General features: G+C 60.6%; 15 protein-coding genes. 10 read left to right on the forward strand and 5 right to left on the reverse strand.

All coding sequences use genetic code 11. The features are described 5' to 3' along the window. The first annotated feature begins 120 nt into the window (after positions 1 to 120). Entirely contained in the window at positions 121 to 1,044 is a 924-nt protein-coding gene (locus tag CCGE525_RS25930; RefSeq protein WP_162950315.1) for a LysR family transcriptional regulator, read from the forward strand. A gap of 49 nt (positions 1,045 to 1,093) precedes the next feature. On the opposite strand, the gene CCGE525_RS25935 is transcribed toward CCGE525_RS25930, so the two are convergent. Next, entirely contained in the window at positions 1,094 to 2,005 is a 912-nt protein-coding gene (locus tag CCGE525_RS25935) for a LysR family transcriptional regulator (protein WP_120707185.1), read from the reverse strand. A 110-nt stretch (positions 2,006 to 2,115) separates the two neighbouring features. Between CCGE525_RS25935 and CCGE525_RS39150 the strand changes: the two genes are divergently transcribed. Both CCGE525_RS39150 and CCGE525_RS25940 read left to right on the forward strand, forming a co-directional pair. Then, positions 2,116 to 2,304, forward strand: coding sequence for a hypothetical protein (locus tag CCGE525_RS39150; RefSeq protein WP_245472300.1), 189 nt, complete (start codon positions 2,116 to 2,118; stop codon positions 2,302 to 2,304). 50 nt (positions 2,305 to 2,354) lie between these two features. Further along, positions 2,355 to 3,797, forward strand: a complete 1,443-nt coding sequence (locus CCGE525_RS25940) for an MFS transporter (protein ID WP_245472301.1) — start codon at positions 2,355 to 2,357, stop codon at positions 3,795 to 3,797. A gap of 581 nt (positions 3,798 to 4,378) precedes the next feature. Here CCGE525_RS25940 and CCGE525_RS25945 read toward each other — a convergent pair. The 4 genes from CCGE525_RS25945 to CCGE525_RS25960 form a co-directional block, all read right to left on the reverse strand. Beyond that, a complete protein-coding gene (locus CCGE525_RS25945; protein ID WP_120707187.1) occupies positions 4,379 to 5,641 on the reverse strand; it encodes a DUF3095 domain-containing protein in 1,263 nt (420 codons plus the stop codon). Between the two features lie 202 nt (positions 5,642 to 5,843). Further along, positions 5,844 to 6,455: a peroxiredoxin-like family protein gene (locus tag CCGE525_RS25950; RefSeq protein ID WP_120707188.1), complete on the reverse strand. Its 612-nt coding sequence runs from the start codon at positions 6,453 to 6,455 to the stop codon at positions 5,844 to 5,846. Between the two features lie 345 nt (positions 6,456 to 6,800). Next, positions 6,801 to 7,316 carry a Dps family protein gene (locus CCGE525_RS25955; protein WP_120707189.1) on the reverse strand — a complete coding sequence of 172 codons (516 nt, stop codon included), beginning with the start codon at positions 7,314 to 7,316 and terminating at the stop codon, positions 6,801 to 6,803. A 300-nt stretch (positions 7,317 to 7,616) separates the two neighbouring features. Then, positions 7,617 to 8,402 carry an AraC family transcriptional regulator gene (locus CCGE525_RS25960; RefSeq protein WP_120707190.1) on the reverse strand — a complete coding sequence of 262 codons (786 nt, stop codon included), beginning with the start codon at positions 8,400 to 8,402 and terminating at the stop codon, positions 7,617 to 7,619. 554 nt (positions 8,403 to 8,956) lie between these two features. Between CCGE525_RS25960 and CCGE525_RS25965 the strand changes: the two genes are divergently transcribed. From CCGE525_RS25965 to CCGE525_RS25995, 7 genes are all read left to right on the forward strand, one after another. Continuing rightward, positions 8,957 to 9,838: a LysR family transcriptional regulator gene (locus CCGE525_RS25965; protein ID WP_120707191.1), complete on the forward strand. Its 882-nt coding sequence runs from the start codon at positions 8,957 to 8,959 to the stop codon at positions 9,836 to 9,838. Between the two features lie 235 nt (positions 9,839 to 10,073). Continuing rightward, a complete protein-coding gene (locus tag CCGE525_RS25970) occupies positions 10,074 to 10,679 on the forward strand; it encodes a sulfite oxidase-like oxidoreductase (protein WP_120707192.1) in 606 nt (201 codons plus the stop codon). After that, on the forward strand, positions 10,672 to 11,418 hold the full coding sequence (locus CCGE525_RS25975; RefSeq protein ID WP_120707193.1) for a ferredoxin reductase: 747 nt from the start codon (positions 10,672 to 10,674) through the stop codon (positions 11,416 to 11,418). The genes CCGE525_RS25970 and CCGE525_RS25975 overlap by 8 nt, the downstream gene beginning before the upstream one ends. A 53-nt stretch (positions 11,419 to 11,471) precedes the next feature. Beyond that, on the forward strand, positions 11,472 to 11,981 hold the full coding sequence (locus tag CCGE525_RS25980; RefSeq protein ID WP_120707194.1) for an OsmC family protein: 510 nt from the start codon (positions 11,472 to 11,474) through the stop codon (positions 11,979 to 11,981). Between the two features lie 209 nt (positions 11,982 to 12,190). Beyond that, positions 12,191 to 13,111 (forward strand): LysR family transcriptional regulator, encoded by a 921-nt coding sequence (locus tag CCGE525_RS25985; protein ID WP_120707195.1) that lies wholly within the window; start codon positions 12,191 to 12,193, stop codon positions 13,109 to 13,111. Positions 13,112 to 13,270: 159 nt separating this feature from the next. Continuing rightward, the gene (locus CCGE525_RS25990; protein ID WP_120707196.1) at positions 13,271 to 13,933 is read left to right on the forward strand and encodes a peroxiredoxin-like family protein; all 663 of its coding nucleotides are present in this window, start codon (positions 13,271 to 13,273) and stop codon (positions 13,931 to 13,933) included. 186 nt (positions 13,934 to 14,119) lie between these two features. Beyond that, positions 14,120 to 15,079, forward strand: coding sequence for a LysR family transcriptional regulator (locus tag CCGE525_RS25995; protein WP_120707197.1), 960 nt, complete (start codon positions 14,120 to 14,122; stop codon positions 15,077 to 15,079). Positions 15,080 to 15,094: the final 15 nt, after the last annotated feature.

Raw genomic sequence — 15,094 nt, forward strand, 5'->3', positions numbered from 1 at the left:
GAAATGGGAGGGGAGCGCGGGTCCGCCGCATATTGTGCGTGGGCCAAACGTAGGCGGCGCTTGTTCATTTTGGAATTGGATGATTATATATTTCAGTGACAACAAATCCGGATGGATCACATGACCACGCTGGACGTCGACGCCGTCAAGGCCTTCGTGGCGATCGCCGATTTGCGGAGCTTTACGCGAGCTGCTGAAACGCTGGGCACGACGCAAGGCGCGATCAGCGTCAAGCTGAAGAGGCTGGAAGATCAGCTCGGGCAAAAGCTGGTCGAGCGGACGCCGCGCCAAGTGCGTCTCTCGGCGCAGGGCGCGGTCTTCATCGAGTCAGCCCGTGACTTCCTCGCAGCCCATGACCGAGCCGTGGCGGGGCTGACGTCAACGCGGCGCCGGTTCGGCCTCGGCATCGCAAGCCATGTCGGCGGACCGGAGCTCCCGACGCTGCTGGCTCGCCTGCACGCCCACGACCCTTCTCTCACCATTGAAGTCCGGCTCGACGACTCCCGCGACTTGCTCAACGCGTTCGACCGTGGCGAGATCGATGCGGCGATCATCCGTCGCGAAGACGACCGACGGGACGGCGAAGTCCTCGCGCCGGAGCATTTCGGCTGGTTCGCAACTCCTGATTTCGAGTTTCGCGCCGGCGAGCCGCTGCGGCTCGCGGCCTCCTCGGCGACCTGTGCCATTCGCAATCTCACGAACCGGGCGCTGGATGAGGCTGGAATTCCCTGGACGGAAGTCTTCCTCGGCTGCGGGAACTTCGCTGTTGCGGAAGCGGTCTCCGCCGGCCTGGCCACCTCGGTTTTCTCCTGCCGGCTGGCGCCGCCTGGTACGGTGGAAGTCAGCCGGCGGTTCGGATTGCCTGCGGTTCCCTCATCGGAGATCGTTCTGCTCTCGACGCTTTCGGACGCAAAGTCTCGCGCGGCGCTCCGAACACTTGCAGCAGCCTTCCGCGAACATCGTCCGCCCGTGGCCGCAGGCGCCGCTCCGAGACCTGAGCCCGCGCGCCGTCGTGGCGTCCGCCCGCTGAGCAGCGTCTCGTGAAGGCGATCACCTCGTCACTGTCGAGTGACGGGCCTATGTCATTGCCCGTCTAGCGCCGGGCGCGTGGGAGCGAGGGCTTAATTTGCTTTCCCTCGAACAGTGCCCGGTCCGAGGCGAACGCCTTCGCCAGGAAGTCGAGCGTCGCGCGGATGCGGGCGGTGCGCCGTAGGTCGTTATGGGTGAGCAGCCAGAGCGTCGACCGCGGCTCCGTCAGCGCTTTCGGCGCGAGACGCCGAAGCCCGGGCGTGGGGTCGCCTAGGTAACAGGGGAGCAAGGCGAGGCCCAGGCCGGCGAGCGTCGCGTCGCGCAACGCGGGCAGCGCGTCGACGCGGCAGGTGATGCGCGCCGCGCGCAGGTTCTCGTAAATCCAACGGCCGATCACTGTGCTCGCCAGGGCATCGTCGAGCCCGATCCACTCGTGAGCCAATAGGTCTTTTTCTTCGTTCCGGGACAGATAGGCCCGCGACCCATAAATCGCGTGCGCGATGTCCGCGACGCGCCGCCCCACCAAGATCTCGGGCGGCTCCGGGGTGGGCCGGATTGCGATTTCCGCTTCCCGGCGCGTGAGGTTTGCCATCGTATTCGAAACGGCGACTTCGACTTGAATTTCCGGATGGACCGCCCGCATCGCCGGCAGGTGCCGCATTAGAATCGTGCCAAGTGTATCCGTCGTGGTGATCCGAACGACGCCCGAAGGCCTCAGGTCCTGGCCGGAAAGCCTCCGTTCTAGGCTGAGCACCTCGTCTTCAAGACGGGCCGCTGTCTCGGCCGCTGTCTCGCCAGCAGGCGTCGGCACATAGCCGTCACGGAAACGATCGAACAGCCGAACCCCGATCTGTTCCTCGACTGCACCCAACCTACGGAACACGGTCGAGTGAGTTACGCCGAGCCGTCGTGCGGCGCCCGAAAGGGTGCCTTCGCGTGAGACCGCGAGAACAACACGGAGATCGTCCCATTCCATCAGCTGTCCATTTCTGCGAACACGGTTTGCCGAAACTCAGAATACCTGTTCGGCAGCGGACATGCTAGATGATCGGTGCCGACGGCATTGCCGATGTCCGGAGAGACTTGATGGTTCAGATGAGAGGGCCCCGCCGCGCTACGGGTCTGCGTGCATCTCGATCCTTTCCGCTTCTCTGGCTCGCATTGGCGGTCGCGGCGGCCTTGCTCGCGTGGCTCGCGATATCGGCTGTGAAGTCGGGCGGCTTGGACCGTCTGCTGCCGAAGGACCAGCCCTTCGCCCCTTATTTCACGACCTGACGCTGCCGCCACGAACAGGAGCTGCAACAGGTTTTCAACGGAGATTGGCATTGTCGACGGAGACTATCGAAATCCAGCCGGTCAGTTACGCAAAGGAGCAAGTCGGCGATCCGCGTCGCTGGCTCGCACTGCCCGTTCTCCTCACGGGAGCCTTTCTTCCGATCCTCGACTTCAACGTCGTGAACCTGGCGCTCCCGGCCATTCGGCAGAATCTCGGCGCCACCTCGAGCGAGGTGCAGTTCGTCATCTCCGCCTACGCTGCGACCTACGCCGTGTTCTTGATTACTGGCGGGCGGCTTGGCGACCTGTTCGGCCGGCGGCGCCTGTTCCTGCTCGGTGTCGCCGGATTCACGATCGCGTCGCTGCTATGCGGAGTCTCACCTTCGCCAGCCTTCCTCGTCGCGGCGCGCATCCTCCAAGGCTTGACGGCGACAGCGATGGCGCCGCAGGTGCTCGCTTCGATCCGCGTGCTCTTTCCGCCGGCCGAGCAGGGGCGCGCGCTCGGCTTCTATGGCGCCACCTTCGGCTTGGCCAACATCTGCGGCCAGGTTCTCGGCGGCGTACTGGTCTCGTCTCATCCCTTTGGCTGGGCTTGGCAGGCGATCTTCCTCATCAATGTGCCGATCGGCCTGACGGCGTTCATCGGGGGCCTGCTCTTCCTTCGCGACTCGCACGCGCAGCATGCGCAAAAGCTCGATGTCGGCGGCGTCTTCCTTCTGTCGCTGACCCTCGCCCTGCTGGTCTATCCGCTGGTCGAAGGCCGCGAGTCCGGCTGCCCCACATGGATCATCGCGATGCTCGTGGGGTGTCCGTTCGCTCTCACGGCGTTCGTCCGCTACGAGGCGCGCCTCTCCGCGCGGGGCGGCGATCCGCTGGTTGCTCTGCCCCTCCTGCGCAATACGCCTTTTGTGATCGGGCTCGTCATGGCGCTGGCGTTCTACATGCTCTCCTCATTCTATCTGACGTTCGCGGTCTATCTGCAGAGCGGACTGCACGAGACGCCGCTGGCGGCCGGTCTTGCCACCTTGCCCTTCGCAACGGGCTTCTTCGTCGCCTCGCTCGTGTCGTCCTATGTCATGCAGCGACTCGGCGTGCGCGCCCTGACGCTGGGCTTTGCCCTTCAGGTGCTGGGCTTCGGCGTTGTGATGCTTTCGGTCGCCAAAATTCTTCCCGAGAGCCTGGAACTCGGTTTGTTTTGCGCCGGCCTGGGGTTCGGGACCGTCATGCCGTCTGTCATCAAGGCCGTGATTGGCAGCCTCGACCCGCAGCATGCCGGCCTCGCGTCGGGCATCATGATCTCCACCTTTCAGATCGGCGCCGCGCTCGGTGTCGCCATCATCGGCGGCGTCTTCTACAGCGCACTTGGTAACGCGGGGGATCCGGCCGCCTACGCCCACACCTTCGTGCTCGCCCTCAGCTGCAACGTGGCGCTGCTCCTGCTCGGCGGGCTGTTGTCCCTGTGGCTGCCCGGCGAGCGCCGCGCGGGCGCCTGAGATCGTCCATGGCCATGGAGGCAGTGATGAAACTGTTGGTCGATGGGACTTGGCGCCGCGACGTCGCGCCGACGCCCGAACTCGACGCGCACGCGCCACAAAGTGTGCGACGTGAAGCGAGGGAGGCATCACGGTGAAAAATTACAGACACGATTTTGGACTGAGGTGGAAATGAATACCGTAGAAACCGTCAAACAGCTTCGCTCGATGCGCAGGGCTTCATTGATTGAAGGGACTAGGCGAGCCGCATGGGAACTCCGCCGAGGTTGATTTGCTTAATCCTCTCGTTCGCGCTGGACGCCTTGGCCAATTGACGAGTCAGACAAATCCAAAGGCGACGGCCACCTTCCCGAAGCTGTCTCGTTCCGACGCTGCTGTCGCGTACCGCAAGAATCGTAGATCAAGGCAAGAAAAACTCCCTGTCCTCCGAGTGCATTGCGCCGATTCGTTCACTAGGCAAAAGGCGGAATCCCGCCAGCGTATCAAGCAAATAGTTTTCGTACCGGGTGAAAGACGCGAACGAGCTCCGGGCGACGATCGGCAGATCGCCAAGGATGGCACAGCCCGGAAGGGTGAGCACCCTAGACGGAGCGTCCGATGGGTTGGCCCCACGGATCTGAAGCATGAACTCCTTGGGTACCGAGGCTGTTCGCAATATTTCGCTTCAAGTTGACGGCAGCGGAAGCGTACCCCCCGGAAGCGCCATCAATGAAGTGAACGTGATCGGCTTGCGTGGGCGACGGCACAAAGCACGTAAGATTTGCTGCCAACTGTCGATGGGTTCCAAAAAAACATGCCCCTCGTCGTTGAGCCTCTTCCAAATATGCCTCTATGATGTCGGCCAGCTCGGGTGAGCAGTCGAGCGTCATGCGTAGGCCGTCATCGAATTTTCGGAAGTCTGTATTTTCCACACGCTCCCGTCGGAACCGAGCTTCTTGAAAGCCCCCGCCAGGAATTCCGAGAAGAGTGGTCACCCGCGCCGGAATGGTTCGTAAGCGCTTCTCAGCCCAAGCCGCAAAGGGCCTCTTTCGGCTGCTCGTCCTGATGGCATGATCAAGATGGTCACCAGTCAATGCCGGGAGCGGGCCTTCCGCAGGCAATGGATTCAGGCCGGGATCGTCTGAATGGAGAGTCCGCAAGAGCTCCTGTATGACTTCGACGAACGAAGTCTGATCATCGCGCGAAACGACGATCAGAGACAATATGACGCCGCGATTGGTACTGATCGGCGCGAACTGGCACGACAGGCCTGTGAGATCGGCTGTTACTCCCATGGGCGCGCGTGGAACGGTGTAGGCGCCTTGCTTGAGTTTGCGCTCGGCCCAGGCGAGTCCTCCGCCAGCAAACATCGCGTAGGTGACATTCAGAGAGGGGGCGAAGCGGGCTACCAGGACGTCCAAGCACTGAGCGCGAATGTCCGCGATGGGAATGACCGCTATGCGCAACGTGAGGCCCAATTCGTCTTCAGCCCAAGCGGCAGTTTTCGCCAATGTATCCCTGATGATGGACGAATAGGAAGCGGGTGTGGCGAAGCTCGCGCCATCTCCTCCGAACGTGAACGGAAACTGTAGTTCGGGAAGTGCATTGCTGACGGCAGCAAGAACTGCCGCACCAGCCGTATTCACCTCGCGGTACCGTCCTTGTTCAATGGCTTCGGTCGAATGGCTAACGTCCGTAACGGCGATGATCCAGTCATCAGGTAAAGGGCGATAGCGATCGCGCCGCGTTACGTCTTCAAAAGAGTCGAAGGGCAAAAGCGCCTGATAGAAGCGGTTGTCCTCTGGCTCTTGGTCAACCTTTGTCCGGAAATGACCGACTTCGGGCGATGGTCCATCCGTCATCATTTGCACTCCCTTTGGTCGTCGTCGGCGTTCATCACCGAGCTACTACCTCAGCGACACAGACGCATCGAGGTTCACATAGGTTGCCCTACCCATCGGCGCTAGGCCACCGCGCCCATATCACCACCTGCTTCGGCACAATACCATTGCGACGGATGACTGATGCGCAAATCGGATTCGCGGCTAGCAGGGGTGACCGCGATGATTACACACCACGTGCACTCCGGACCCGGTCCAGTATCGGAAGGAGGTCCGACGGGTTTGAGCGGTGAGTTTGATCCGGATCGACTTCGGAGTAGACGATGATCCCGCGTTGATCGACAACGAACCGCGCGGGGATTGGAAGCGTCCAACTGTCCTCCCCGTGAAGGCTGGGCAGATCGATTCCGCTCTTCAGATGCAATGTCTGAAGCAGTTCGGGAATGCGCCAACGTACACCGAACTGCTGCGCGACCTTCCCGCCTTTGTCGCTCAAGATTGGAAGCGACAGCTGCGCGGTCCTTCGGGTTCTCGCGTTCTCCCCAATAGTCTGCTGCGAGATGGCGGCCAGCGAAGCTCCACGTGCCTCGATCAATGGGCGGACCTCTTCGAGCGCCCTTAAGCCGAGAATGCAACCGGGACACCAACCGCCGCTGCAGAAGATCAAAAGGAGCGGACCGCGGCGCAATATCGATGCCGAGGAGGTCTTCACACCATCTTGGTCGGGTAGACAGAAGTCCGGCGCGCGTCGTCCGGCGGCTAATGCCTTCTCAGTTTGACCGGAGGCCTTCAGGTATTCCGCGGCCTGCGCTAGGGCAGTTGTGATATCAGCGTTCATTTCCGGCGTCCTGTATTCCGAACAGCTCGCATTTCAATCCCGAGCCGGGCGATAGGGGCTTCTCTCAGTAGTGACCTTCCGCAACTTCGACTTATTCGGCCCCGTCATGACCCGGTCGCAGATCGCCTGAGCCGGCGGATCGGACACCGAGCCCGCAACATGGCAGCCCAAATCGCGCGAGCTGCGCGTCTTGTTGGACGCTCGCGTATCAATGGACAGAACGGAACGTTCGGTAATCGCCAACGAAATGCCAATCGAAGTGAAGGAGCAAAAGTCAGAGCCCAAGAGGGGTTCTTGCGGGCGCGTATGCAATCACCAGCGCTTCCCGCGTGCTTGCGCTCGGGATTAAGTTCCCCTGGTCGCCTCGAACAAGAACCATATGCGACGTTCGGCCTCGTCAATCCAGTTTTCGATCAGGCTGGCCGTGGAGACATCGCCATGCTCGTCGCAGACACCGTGGGTCTGCCGCATGCGTTGGGTAAGTGCCAAGTTGTCTTCCTTCAGCTCGGCCAGCATGTCTTCGGGCGTGACAAAATCCGCGTCATTGTCCTGGATATGCTTCAGCCTGGCGATATGGCCGATCGAGCGGAGTGTTGTGCCGCCGATCTTGCGTGCTCTTTCCGCCAATTCGTCCGTCATCGCGAAAATCTGGGCGGCCTGCTCGTCCAGAAGGAGGTGATAATCCCGGAAATGCGGGCCTGATATGTGCCAATGGAAGTTTTTGGACTTGACATAAAGCGCGAACACGTCTGCCAGAAGCCCCGTGAGGGCGGCCGAAATATCCTTAGCGGCATTGGAGCCGAGGGTGCTCGGTGTATCGAGCGGCGCCTCGCGGCGCTTCCTCGCGTCTTCTATGCTCATATTGATCCCTCCTTCAGGTTTGACGCAGCCGTGCTGTTGGCAGCGGAATGGCTCCGCACTGAAAGTGTTCGGTTCGACAATGCTTTGCAGAATGACCTTGCAATGCCGGCGAGGGAAATCACCTCTCGCCATAGAGTCGATAGACGATCGTTATCGCCGATCGCCGCACGGCGCGATGCCACGGCGAGGAATATGCCATACGCGGCTTAGCATCTCGGAACCGATGTTCTTGCTCTGCAGCCAAGCCTAAGCCGTGTTCACTCGCTGTCTCCGGTATAGCTACCTGAGGCGTGCGACGGCTCATGTCGATGGGGCAATCGGGATCAGGCGCTGATGAAGAAAGGCGGTCGGGGTCATTTTCGTTACTTGCCGGAAGGCAAACGAGAACGCGGCGGTGCTGCCGAAGCCTGTATCTTCCGCGACGCGCGAGATTGTACGCCCCGCCGACAGTTGATCGATTGCAAGGGCTATTCTTGCTCTTTGCCGCCAGGTCTTGAAGGTCAGTCCCGTTTCTGCCGGGAAAATCCGGCTGATCGTGCGGATCGACGTTGCCGCGCGAATGGCAAGGTCACTAACGCCGAGGTGCATCCGCGAATCCGCTAAAGCCAGATCAGCGACGCGTCTGCCGATCGTGCCCATTGGCATTGGAAGGAACACCGGAATGTCGGGTGTCTCGGTCAGCTCGTGAAGAATCAATCGGACGGCAAGCTCGGCTTTTTCGAACGGTATATCGTCCTTACAGGCGCAGAGGATCAGTTCCCGTAGAAGCGGTGTAACCGCAAGCGCGAATATGTAATCGAGCGGCCTTTTCGGCGCCCACTTCTGTAAAGCCGACGGGTGCCAGTAGATCATCCGCAATTCGGTATCGGAAAGCATATCGACCCGATGAGCTATGCGGGCTGGCATCCAGAGTGCAAGCTGGGGCGGGACGAACCACCGTCCAGATTCGGTGTAGACCTGCACCGTTCCTGAAGCAGCGAAGATCACTTGTGATTCTGCATGCGCGTGCCATGCGACGGCCTCACCCCGGGGGAACGTCCTGCGAAGAATGCCGAACGGCGTGGGTATCTGCGCCTGGCGTGTCATATATATCGAATGGCCTCACATCGTTGAGGCGCCCTGGTATCATCGCGCGATGAGTTGGTCGAGCGGCCTGTCGCCCAGACCTTCTTGTCCGTGTCCATCCCAAGGAGTTCTAACGAGAGCGCTAAGGTGAAGAGAATGCTGGCCACTGATGTGCGACGATGGCTAATCCGGCTCAACTGTTCCCGCAACACCAACTTTCGATCTACGGAAGCCGCTTCCGAGGGTAGGCGGAAGTTCGGCGGCCCAAAGTTCGCGCCAGGTCCAGATGGACCGTATCGAACCCTTAACGGTGTCGAAGCTCAAAGGAGCGTTCGCTAGCTCAACGACGATGGTGACCGCCAAGAAAAGGGGCAGCGGACGCGGACAGCTCCCCCGCTGAAGATCGGTCGGAGAACGGGCAGGTGCCGCCATCGACGGCGCGGCCGCGCCTGCTGCCTTTATCCTCTCAAAAAACGAGAGATAGTGTCTCACGTCGCGGGTATTATCTTCGTGGACGAGAGGTGGCATTTTAGCCCCTAGACCCCGCGAGGAAATAGGACAAATTTAGAGAAGCGATGAACGACCGACTTTTAGCACTGAAGCTGTTTTCTCGCGCGGGTCGCGTGGGCAACTTTTCGAGCGCCGGCCGCGAACTCGGTCTCTCTCAGCCCTCCGCCTCACGCCTTATCGCCGCGTTGGAAGCCGATGTTGGCGCGGCGCTCTTCAGCCGGACTACCCGTGCGGTCACGCTGACGGACGCTGGAGCAACCTATCTGATGCGTGTGGAGGCGATCCTGGCCGCCCTTGACGAGGCCGACCACGAGGCTCGCGGCACCGGAGAGCTTCGAGGGGTAGTTCGCGTGGGCACGCCGATAAGTTTCGCGCTGAGAGAAATCATCCCGCGGCTTCCCGCATTTATGAAGCAGCACCCGGCGTTGAAGATCGAGCTCCGGGTGACTGACCGCTACCCAGACCTCGTCACTGAGGGCATCGACGTGTCGATCCAGTTCGGCGCGCTCCCCGATTCGAGCGCGACGGCGCGCAAGCTCATCCGCCAGCCAAGGATACTCACCGCTTCCCCGGACTACCTGCGCGAGCGCGGCACGCCCGCGATGCCGTCGGACCTCGCACATCACGTCGTGATCATCAGTCCAGCGCATCCCTCGCCGACTTTCTCGTTCCGCAAGGACGGGCGTGTCGTGTCCGTGCGCGTTGACGGTCAGCTCGCCATCACCATCAACGAAGGCGCCATTGCAAGCGCCGTCGTCGGGTTGGGGATCGCCGCGTCGAGCGAAAGTAGCGCGCGGGCAGAGCTCGAGGCCGGGGAGCTCGTACGGGTGCTGCCGGACTGGGACGTCGGCTCGATGGAAGTCACCGCCGTGTTCGTGAGCGGAAAGACCATCAAGCCGGCAGCCCGCGCCTTCACGGATTTCCTCGCCACGGAGCTTCGAAACTGACGCCACCGACCATTCCTGCCGGTTATGGATATGATAGCTTTACCCGAATGGTCGTCGAATTTAACTAAAGAACGCACGAGCCGGGCGGATGCGGCGCCGAGATCTCCCTCGAATAGCAAGCCCTATTTTTGGGCTGCTGGCGACCTGCCCATTCGTCCAAGCCGGTGGACCAATCGTTCGAACGATCGGATCTAATCGCGAACAAGGCACCCGCAACGCTGCAAAGGAACCCAACATGGTGACTAGAGGCTTTACCGGCCGAAATTCGGCAGGCGACCAGTTGGATCGAATTCCGCCGGGCCAGCACCTTGTCGAGCACTTCCCCGTGCTGACGGCGGGGCCGACCCCGCGCGTCGAGACAGCCGATTGGAAATTTACCCTTAAGATCGGGCCGAGGACTATTAAGGTTTGGAATTGGAATGAGTTCAACGCGCTGCCCAAGACCAAGATGACGAGAGACATTCATTGCGTCACATCGTGGTCGAAACTCAACACCGCCTGGGAGGGCGTGATCGTGGACGACATCCTAGCTGACGCCGGCATCGAGCGTCCCAGCGATTTCGTGCTCGCACACTCCTACGATGGCTACTCGACAAATGTTCCTCTTGCAGATCTTGCGTCCGGAAAGGCCATGGTTGCTCTGAATTACGAGGGGCAGCCACTTGCGCGCGACCATGGCGGCCCGGCACGACTCCTCGTCCCACACCTCTACTTCTGGAAGTCCGCGAAGTGGCTAAATGCACTCCAATTTACCGAACGCGACGAGGCGGGCTTCTGGGAGTTGCGCGGATATCACATTTATGGCGACCCGTGGCGTGAGCAGCGATACACCGATGACTGAGGGTGGCGCGCGACCGGCGTCCTGGCAGACATGCACCATCGCCCGGATCATTCAGCAAACGCCAAGCATCAAAAGCTTCTTCCTGCGGCTCAACGAGCCATTCGTGCATGTCGCCGGTCAACACGTCGATGTGCGACTGACCGCGCCAGACGGCTACGTGGCTCTGCGGAGCTATTCGATCGCCTCCTCGCCGAGTGCCTCGAATGTCATCGAGCTTGCGATCGAACGCCTCCCGGACGGCGAAGTCTCTCCGTTCTTCCATGACTTCGCGGCCGTGGGCGACGAAATCGAACTGCGTGGCCCGCTCGGCGGCCACTTCCTGTGGCCTGAACGTTCAACAGCACCGGTACTGTTGATTGGGGCGGGGTCTGGCGTCGTGCCGCTGATGGCGATGATCCGGCAACGCCGCGACCTGGCGCAGACTGCGCCGACGGCGCTGCTCCTGTCATCGCGGACGCGACGCGACGTGTTGTTCGCCGATGAGTTGCTCTCGCTGGAGACGGCTGACCCGACCTTCAAGCTGGCGCTGGCGATTACTCGTGAGGCCCCGGTGCGCGCCTGCGACTTTGGGCGGCGCATCGATAACGCGATGGTGGCCGAGTTAATTGCCCGGCTCCGTCACATGCCAGCACATGTCTTTATCTGTGGATCAAACCCATTCGTCGAAATCGCGGCCGATGGCGCGCTGATGGCAGGATTGGACGCCGCGGTGATCAAGACCGAACGCTATGGCGGCTAGCGACGCCGTTTGCGAGACACGCCCAATACACAATACAATGGAAGGAAAGCTCCATGACATCACAGGATAGCGCACCCAGGCTCCGCGAAGTTGTTGTCGCAAGCGACCCCGCCAATCATGGCGCATTGGTTGGCCATGTCGACACATCTCAGTTTGCTATCGGCGGCCCGGATGGAGCCGGTCACCTATCTCCCGGTCCCAATCCTTATGACCTTCTGAGCGCATCTCTCGCCGCATGCACCGCTATGACCGTCCGATTTCAGGCTCGGCGCCAGAAACTACCGTTGGAGGGGGTGGAAGTGGGCGTCAGCTTCCACCACGGCGCGAAGGGCGAAAGAGATTCGTTCAAGCGCACACTCCTCCTGGAGGGAGAACTCGACGCCGGGCAGCGCGCCTTCTTGCTCGAGGCCGCAAACCTCTGCCCCGTTGGCGAAATTCTCGGCATCAGTGCGGATATTCACACAGATTTGGGCGTGGATACCTCCGGCCACGACGCAAGCACTCAGGCCACTTATGCGGATGATCTGGCTGAACTCGAGATCCCGAATATCAATCCGGATTGAGCGTCACGCAGACTATGATACTCGCGGGGTCTCAGGTTTCGTACAATGCACGAGCCTCGATGCCTGCGCTCTCTTGCCATCGACCCGCAAGCCGGTGCTTTTTCCGCTGTCACGGCTCACCAGTCGCGGTCCTGAAACCAGGAAGGCCTACTGCTCATCCCAATAATAGGTTAATCAGGCGAGGACGCCCTCTCGAAAAGTGAGAGAAGATGGATCGTTTGGAAGCAATGGAATATTTCGTCGCCGCGGTTGAAGCCGGGAGCTTCTCCGCGGCTGGGCGGCAGCTTAACGTTCCTCTTCCGACGGTCAGCCGCAAGGTTGCGGATCTCGAGGCGCACCTCAATACCCAGCTCCTGATCCGCTCGACCCGAAAGCTTGCGCTGACGGAGGCGGGGGTCTCCTATCTCGCCGCTTGCAAACGCATCCTCGATGACGTCGACGAAGCCGAATCTCAGGCCGCTGGAGAACACAACATCCCACGCGGTGGTCTTTCGATAACGGCGCCGATCGTCTTCGGTCGGCTTTATGTCGTCCCGGTGGTGACGGCGTTCCTGGCGGAGTTTCCGCAGATAAGTATTTTTTTGACGCTGTCGGATCGTACACTGGACCTAGTTGATGAGCACGTCGACCTTGCGGTTCGGACGGGGCTTTTGTCTGATAGTACGCTCGTTGCGACCAAGGTTGGCGAAATTCGCCGGGTCGTGTGCGGGAGTCCCGCTTATTTTTCGGCGCACGGAACGCCAAAGACGTTGGACGATTTGGCCAAGCATATGTGTGTCACCTACACAGCGCTCGCGTCTGGGTCGACATGGATTTTCAACCCTCGGGACGGCAAGCCGAGCCGCGGAGTCCGTCCGCGGTGCCGATTGAAGATCAATACAGCCGAAGCGGCGATAGACGCCGCCATCGCGGGTATTGGCGTTACAAACGTCCTCTCATATCAAGTCGTCAAGCCAGTCTCCGAGGGGAAGCTGTCCCTCATCCTTGAAGATTTTGAGCCCGAACCGACGCCGGTCCATATTATTCACGCCCGACAGGCGCTCTTGCCATTGAAAATTCGCCTCTTCATCGATTTTGCGGTTTCGCATCTGCGCAAGTCCTTGGACGACGACCTCGCGAAGTTGAGATGAGGTCGTAGGAGTGGCGCGAGACCACGATTGGCGCCGAGCGATAGAGTCTCGCTCATGTCGTGCGCGAATATCTCAAATTTGCGTTTCAGCACTACCGCCACAGCGACGCGACGCTCAATGTCGATAAGGGGCCTGCCGAATACGGTGAGGATAACCGCAATGCGACTCCAGGACGAACTCGACGCGCTTAGGGACAAGTGTCGTGAAAACACTCCTCCGCATATTTGGCGTGTCCGCCAGGAAGCTATTGATGACCTGGTTTCCTCGGGCATCGCCGAAAGAGCGGTCCACGCCGGAGACCAAGCTCCAGGATTCCGCCTGCGCGATCCCGATGGCAAATTGATTTCATCCTGCGACCTTCTAGGCACCGGGTCAGTTCTCATCGTCTTCTATAGGGGCGGATGGTGCCCCTATTGCAACCTCGATTTGCGCGCGGTCGAGGCTGTCGCATGGCAGCTCCGCTCTTTGGGTGCATCGATCGTCGCGGTTTCTCAACAATCCGCGCACGAGAGCCGCTCCACCGAGCGAACGAATGGCTTGTCGTTCCCCAGCCTCGTCGACCGCGGTGGGAAGGTAGCACACGCGTTCGGCCTGCGTTGGAAGCTGTCTCGAGAGCTGCGCGCCACTGAAATGGAATCTGGTCTCGACCTTGCCACCGTGAATGCCGAGGCGAGTTGGACACTCACGATGCCAGCTCTGTACGTCGTAAATCCGGAAGGAATCGTCGAGTACGCCGACGTCAGCGCCGACTACACCCGACGCTGCGACCCAACCGAGCTCATTCCCATCCTTAACGATATTCGCTCATGCCAAATGCACTAATCCTCGACGCTGCCTGCGCCGGATTCCATAAAGCGTGTCCGCCCGTCCAGGAATGCCCGACGCGGGTTTCATCTCGACGGCACCGGTGGCAACGTAGTTTTCGGATCTAGCGCCCTGCGGCTGGTGTGACGCTGCGTCGCCATCGCCCGGGCTCAGTAGTCACGGAAATAGTTGACGGTGAACACCATGGAACTCCATCAGGTTCGGTACTTTCTAGCTGTCGCAAGCACGCTGAACTTCACGCGTGCCGCGGAGATGTGTAACGTTACGCAACCGTCACTGACCAAGGGCGTGCAAAAGCTCGAGCAGGAACTTGGGGGCGAGCTCATCTACCGGGAACGTCAGCTCACCCATCTCACCGACTTGGGCAAAGCTGTGCTGCCCATGCTCGAGCGCGCCCTTGCATCGACCGAGGCCGTTCGACGCCGGGCGCGTGAGTTTCGGCAAAAGGAAGTCGCTCCATTAACGATCGGTCTCGCCCCATCGATTTCCGCGTCGCTCATTGTCGAGCCGATTGCGGAAATTCGCAAATTCGTCCCCGGCCTCTATGTCGAGCTTCGAGAAGAGCCGCCAAGCCGCCTTGTCGAACTCCTGCTGGAGGGCGAAGTCAATGTCGCCCTGGTCGGCGATCTTGACGATACGCCAGAACGGATCGACGATTGGGCGCTGTTCGAAGAGCGCTGTGTCGCCGTCCTCGCTCCGTCGCATGAACTTGCAGACCTTCCAGAGATCGGAATGGACGCGCTTCGCGAAGCCACTATCCTGGATCGCTCCTACTGTGACATGGCTCCAAAGTTTCATCGTCTCTACTTTCCCGACGCGCCGCCGCATCACAATCATCGCAGTTGCCGGGACTTGCACCTGCAGCATTTGGCAGCCGCCGGGTTTGGAATAGTCCTCGCTCCCGAGCATATGCCCCTGCTACCCTCACTGAAGGCGCTTCCGATCGAAGGGGATCCGGTATGGCGAGAGGTCCGGCTTCTTGCGGTACAGGGCCGCCGCTACTCACCGGCGCTTGATGCCTTCATAAAGGTGGTGCGGTTGCGCGACTGGTCGCTCCACACAGAAGCGCCCCGCCAAACAGAACATCACATAACAGCCACCTCGAAGCCACCGGTCTGTCCGCATGACCCCGCATATTGCTAATTTCTTGAGATGCCC

Source organism: Rhizobium jaguaris (assembly GCF_003627755.1).
In the GTDB taxonomy this organism is placed as follows: domain Bacteria; phylum Pseudomonadota; class Alphaproteobacteria; order Rhizobiales; family Rhizobiaceae; genus Rhizobium; species Rhizobium jaguaris.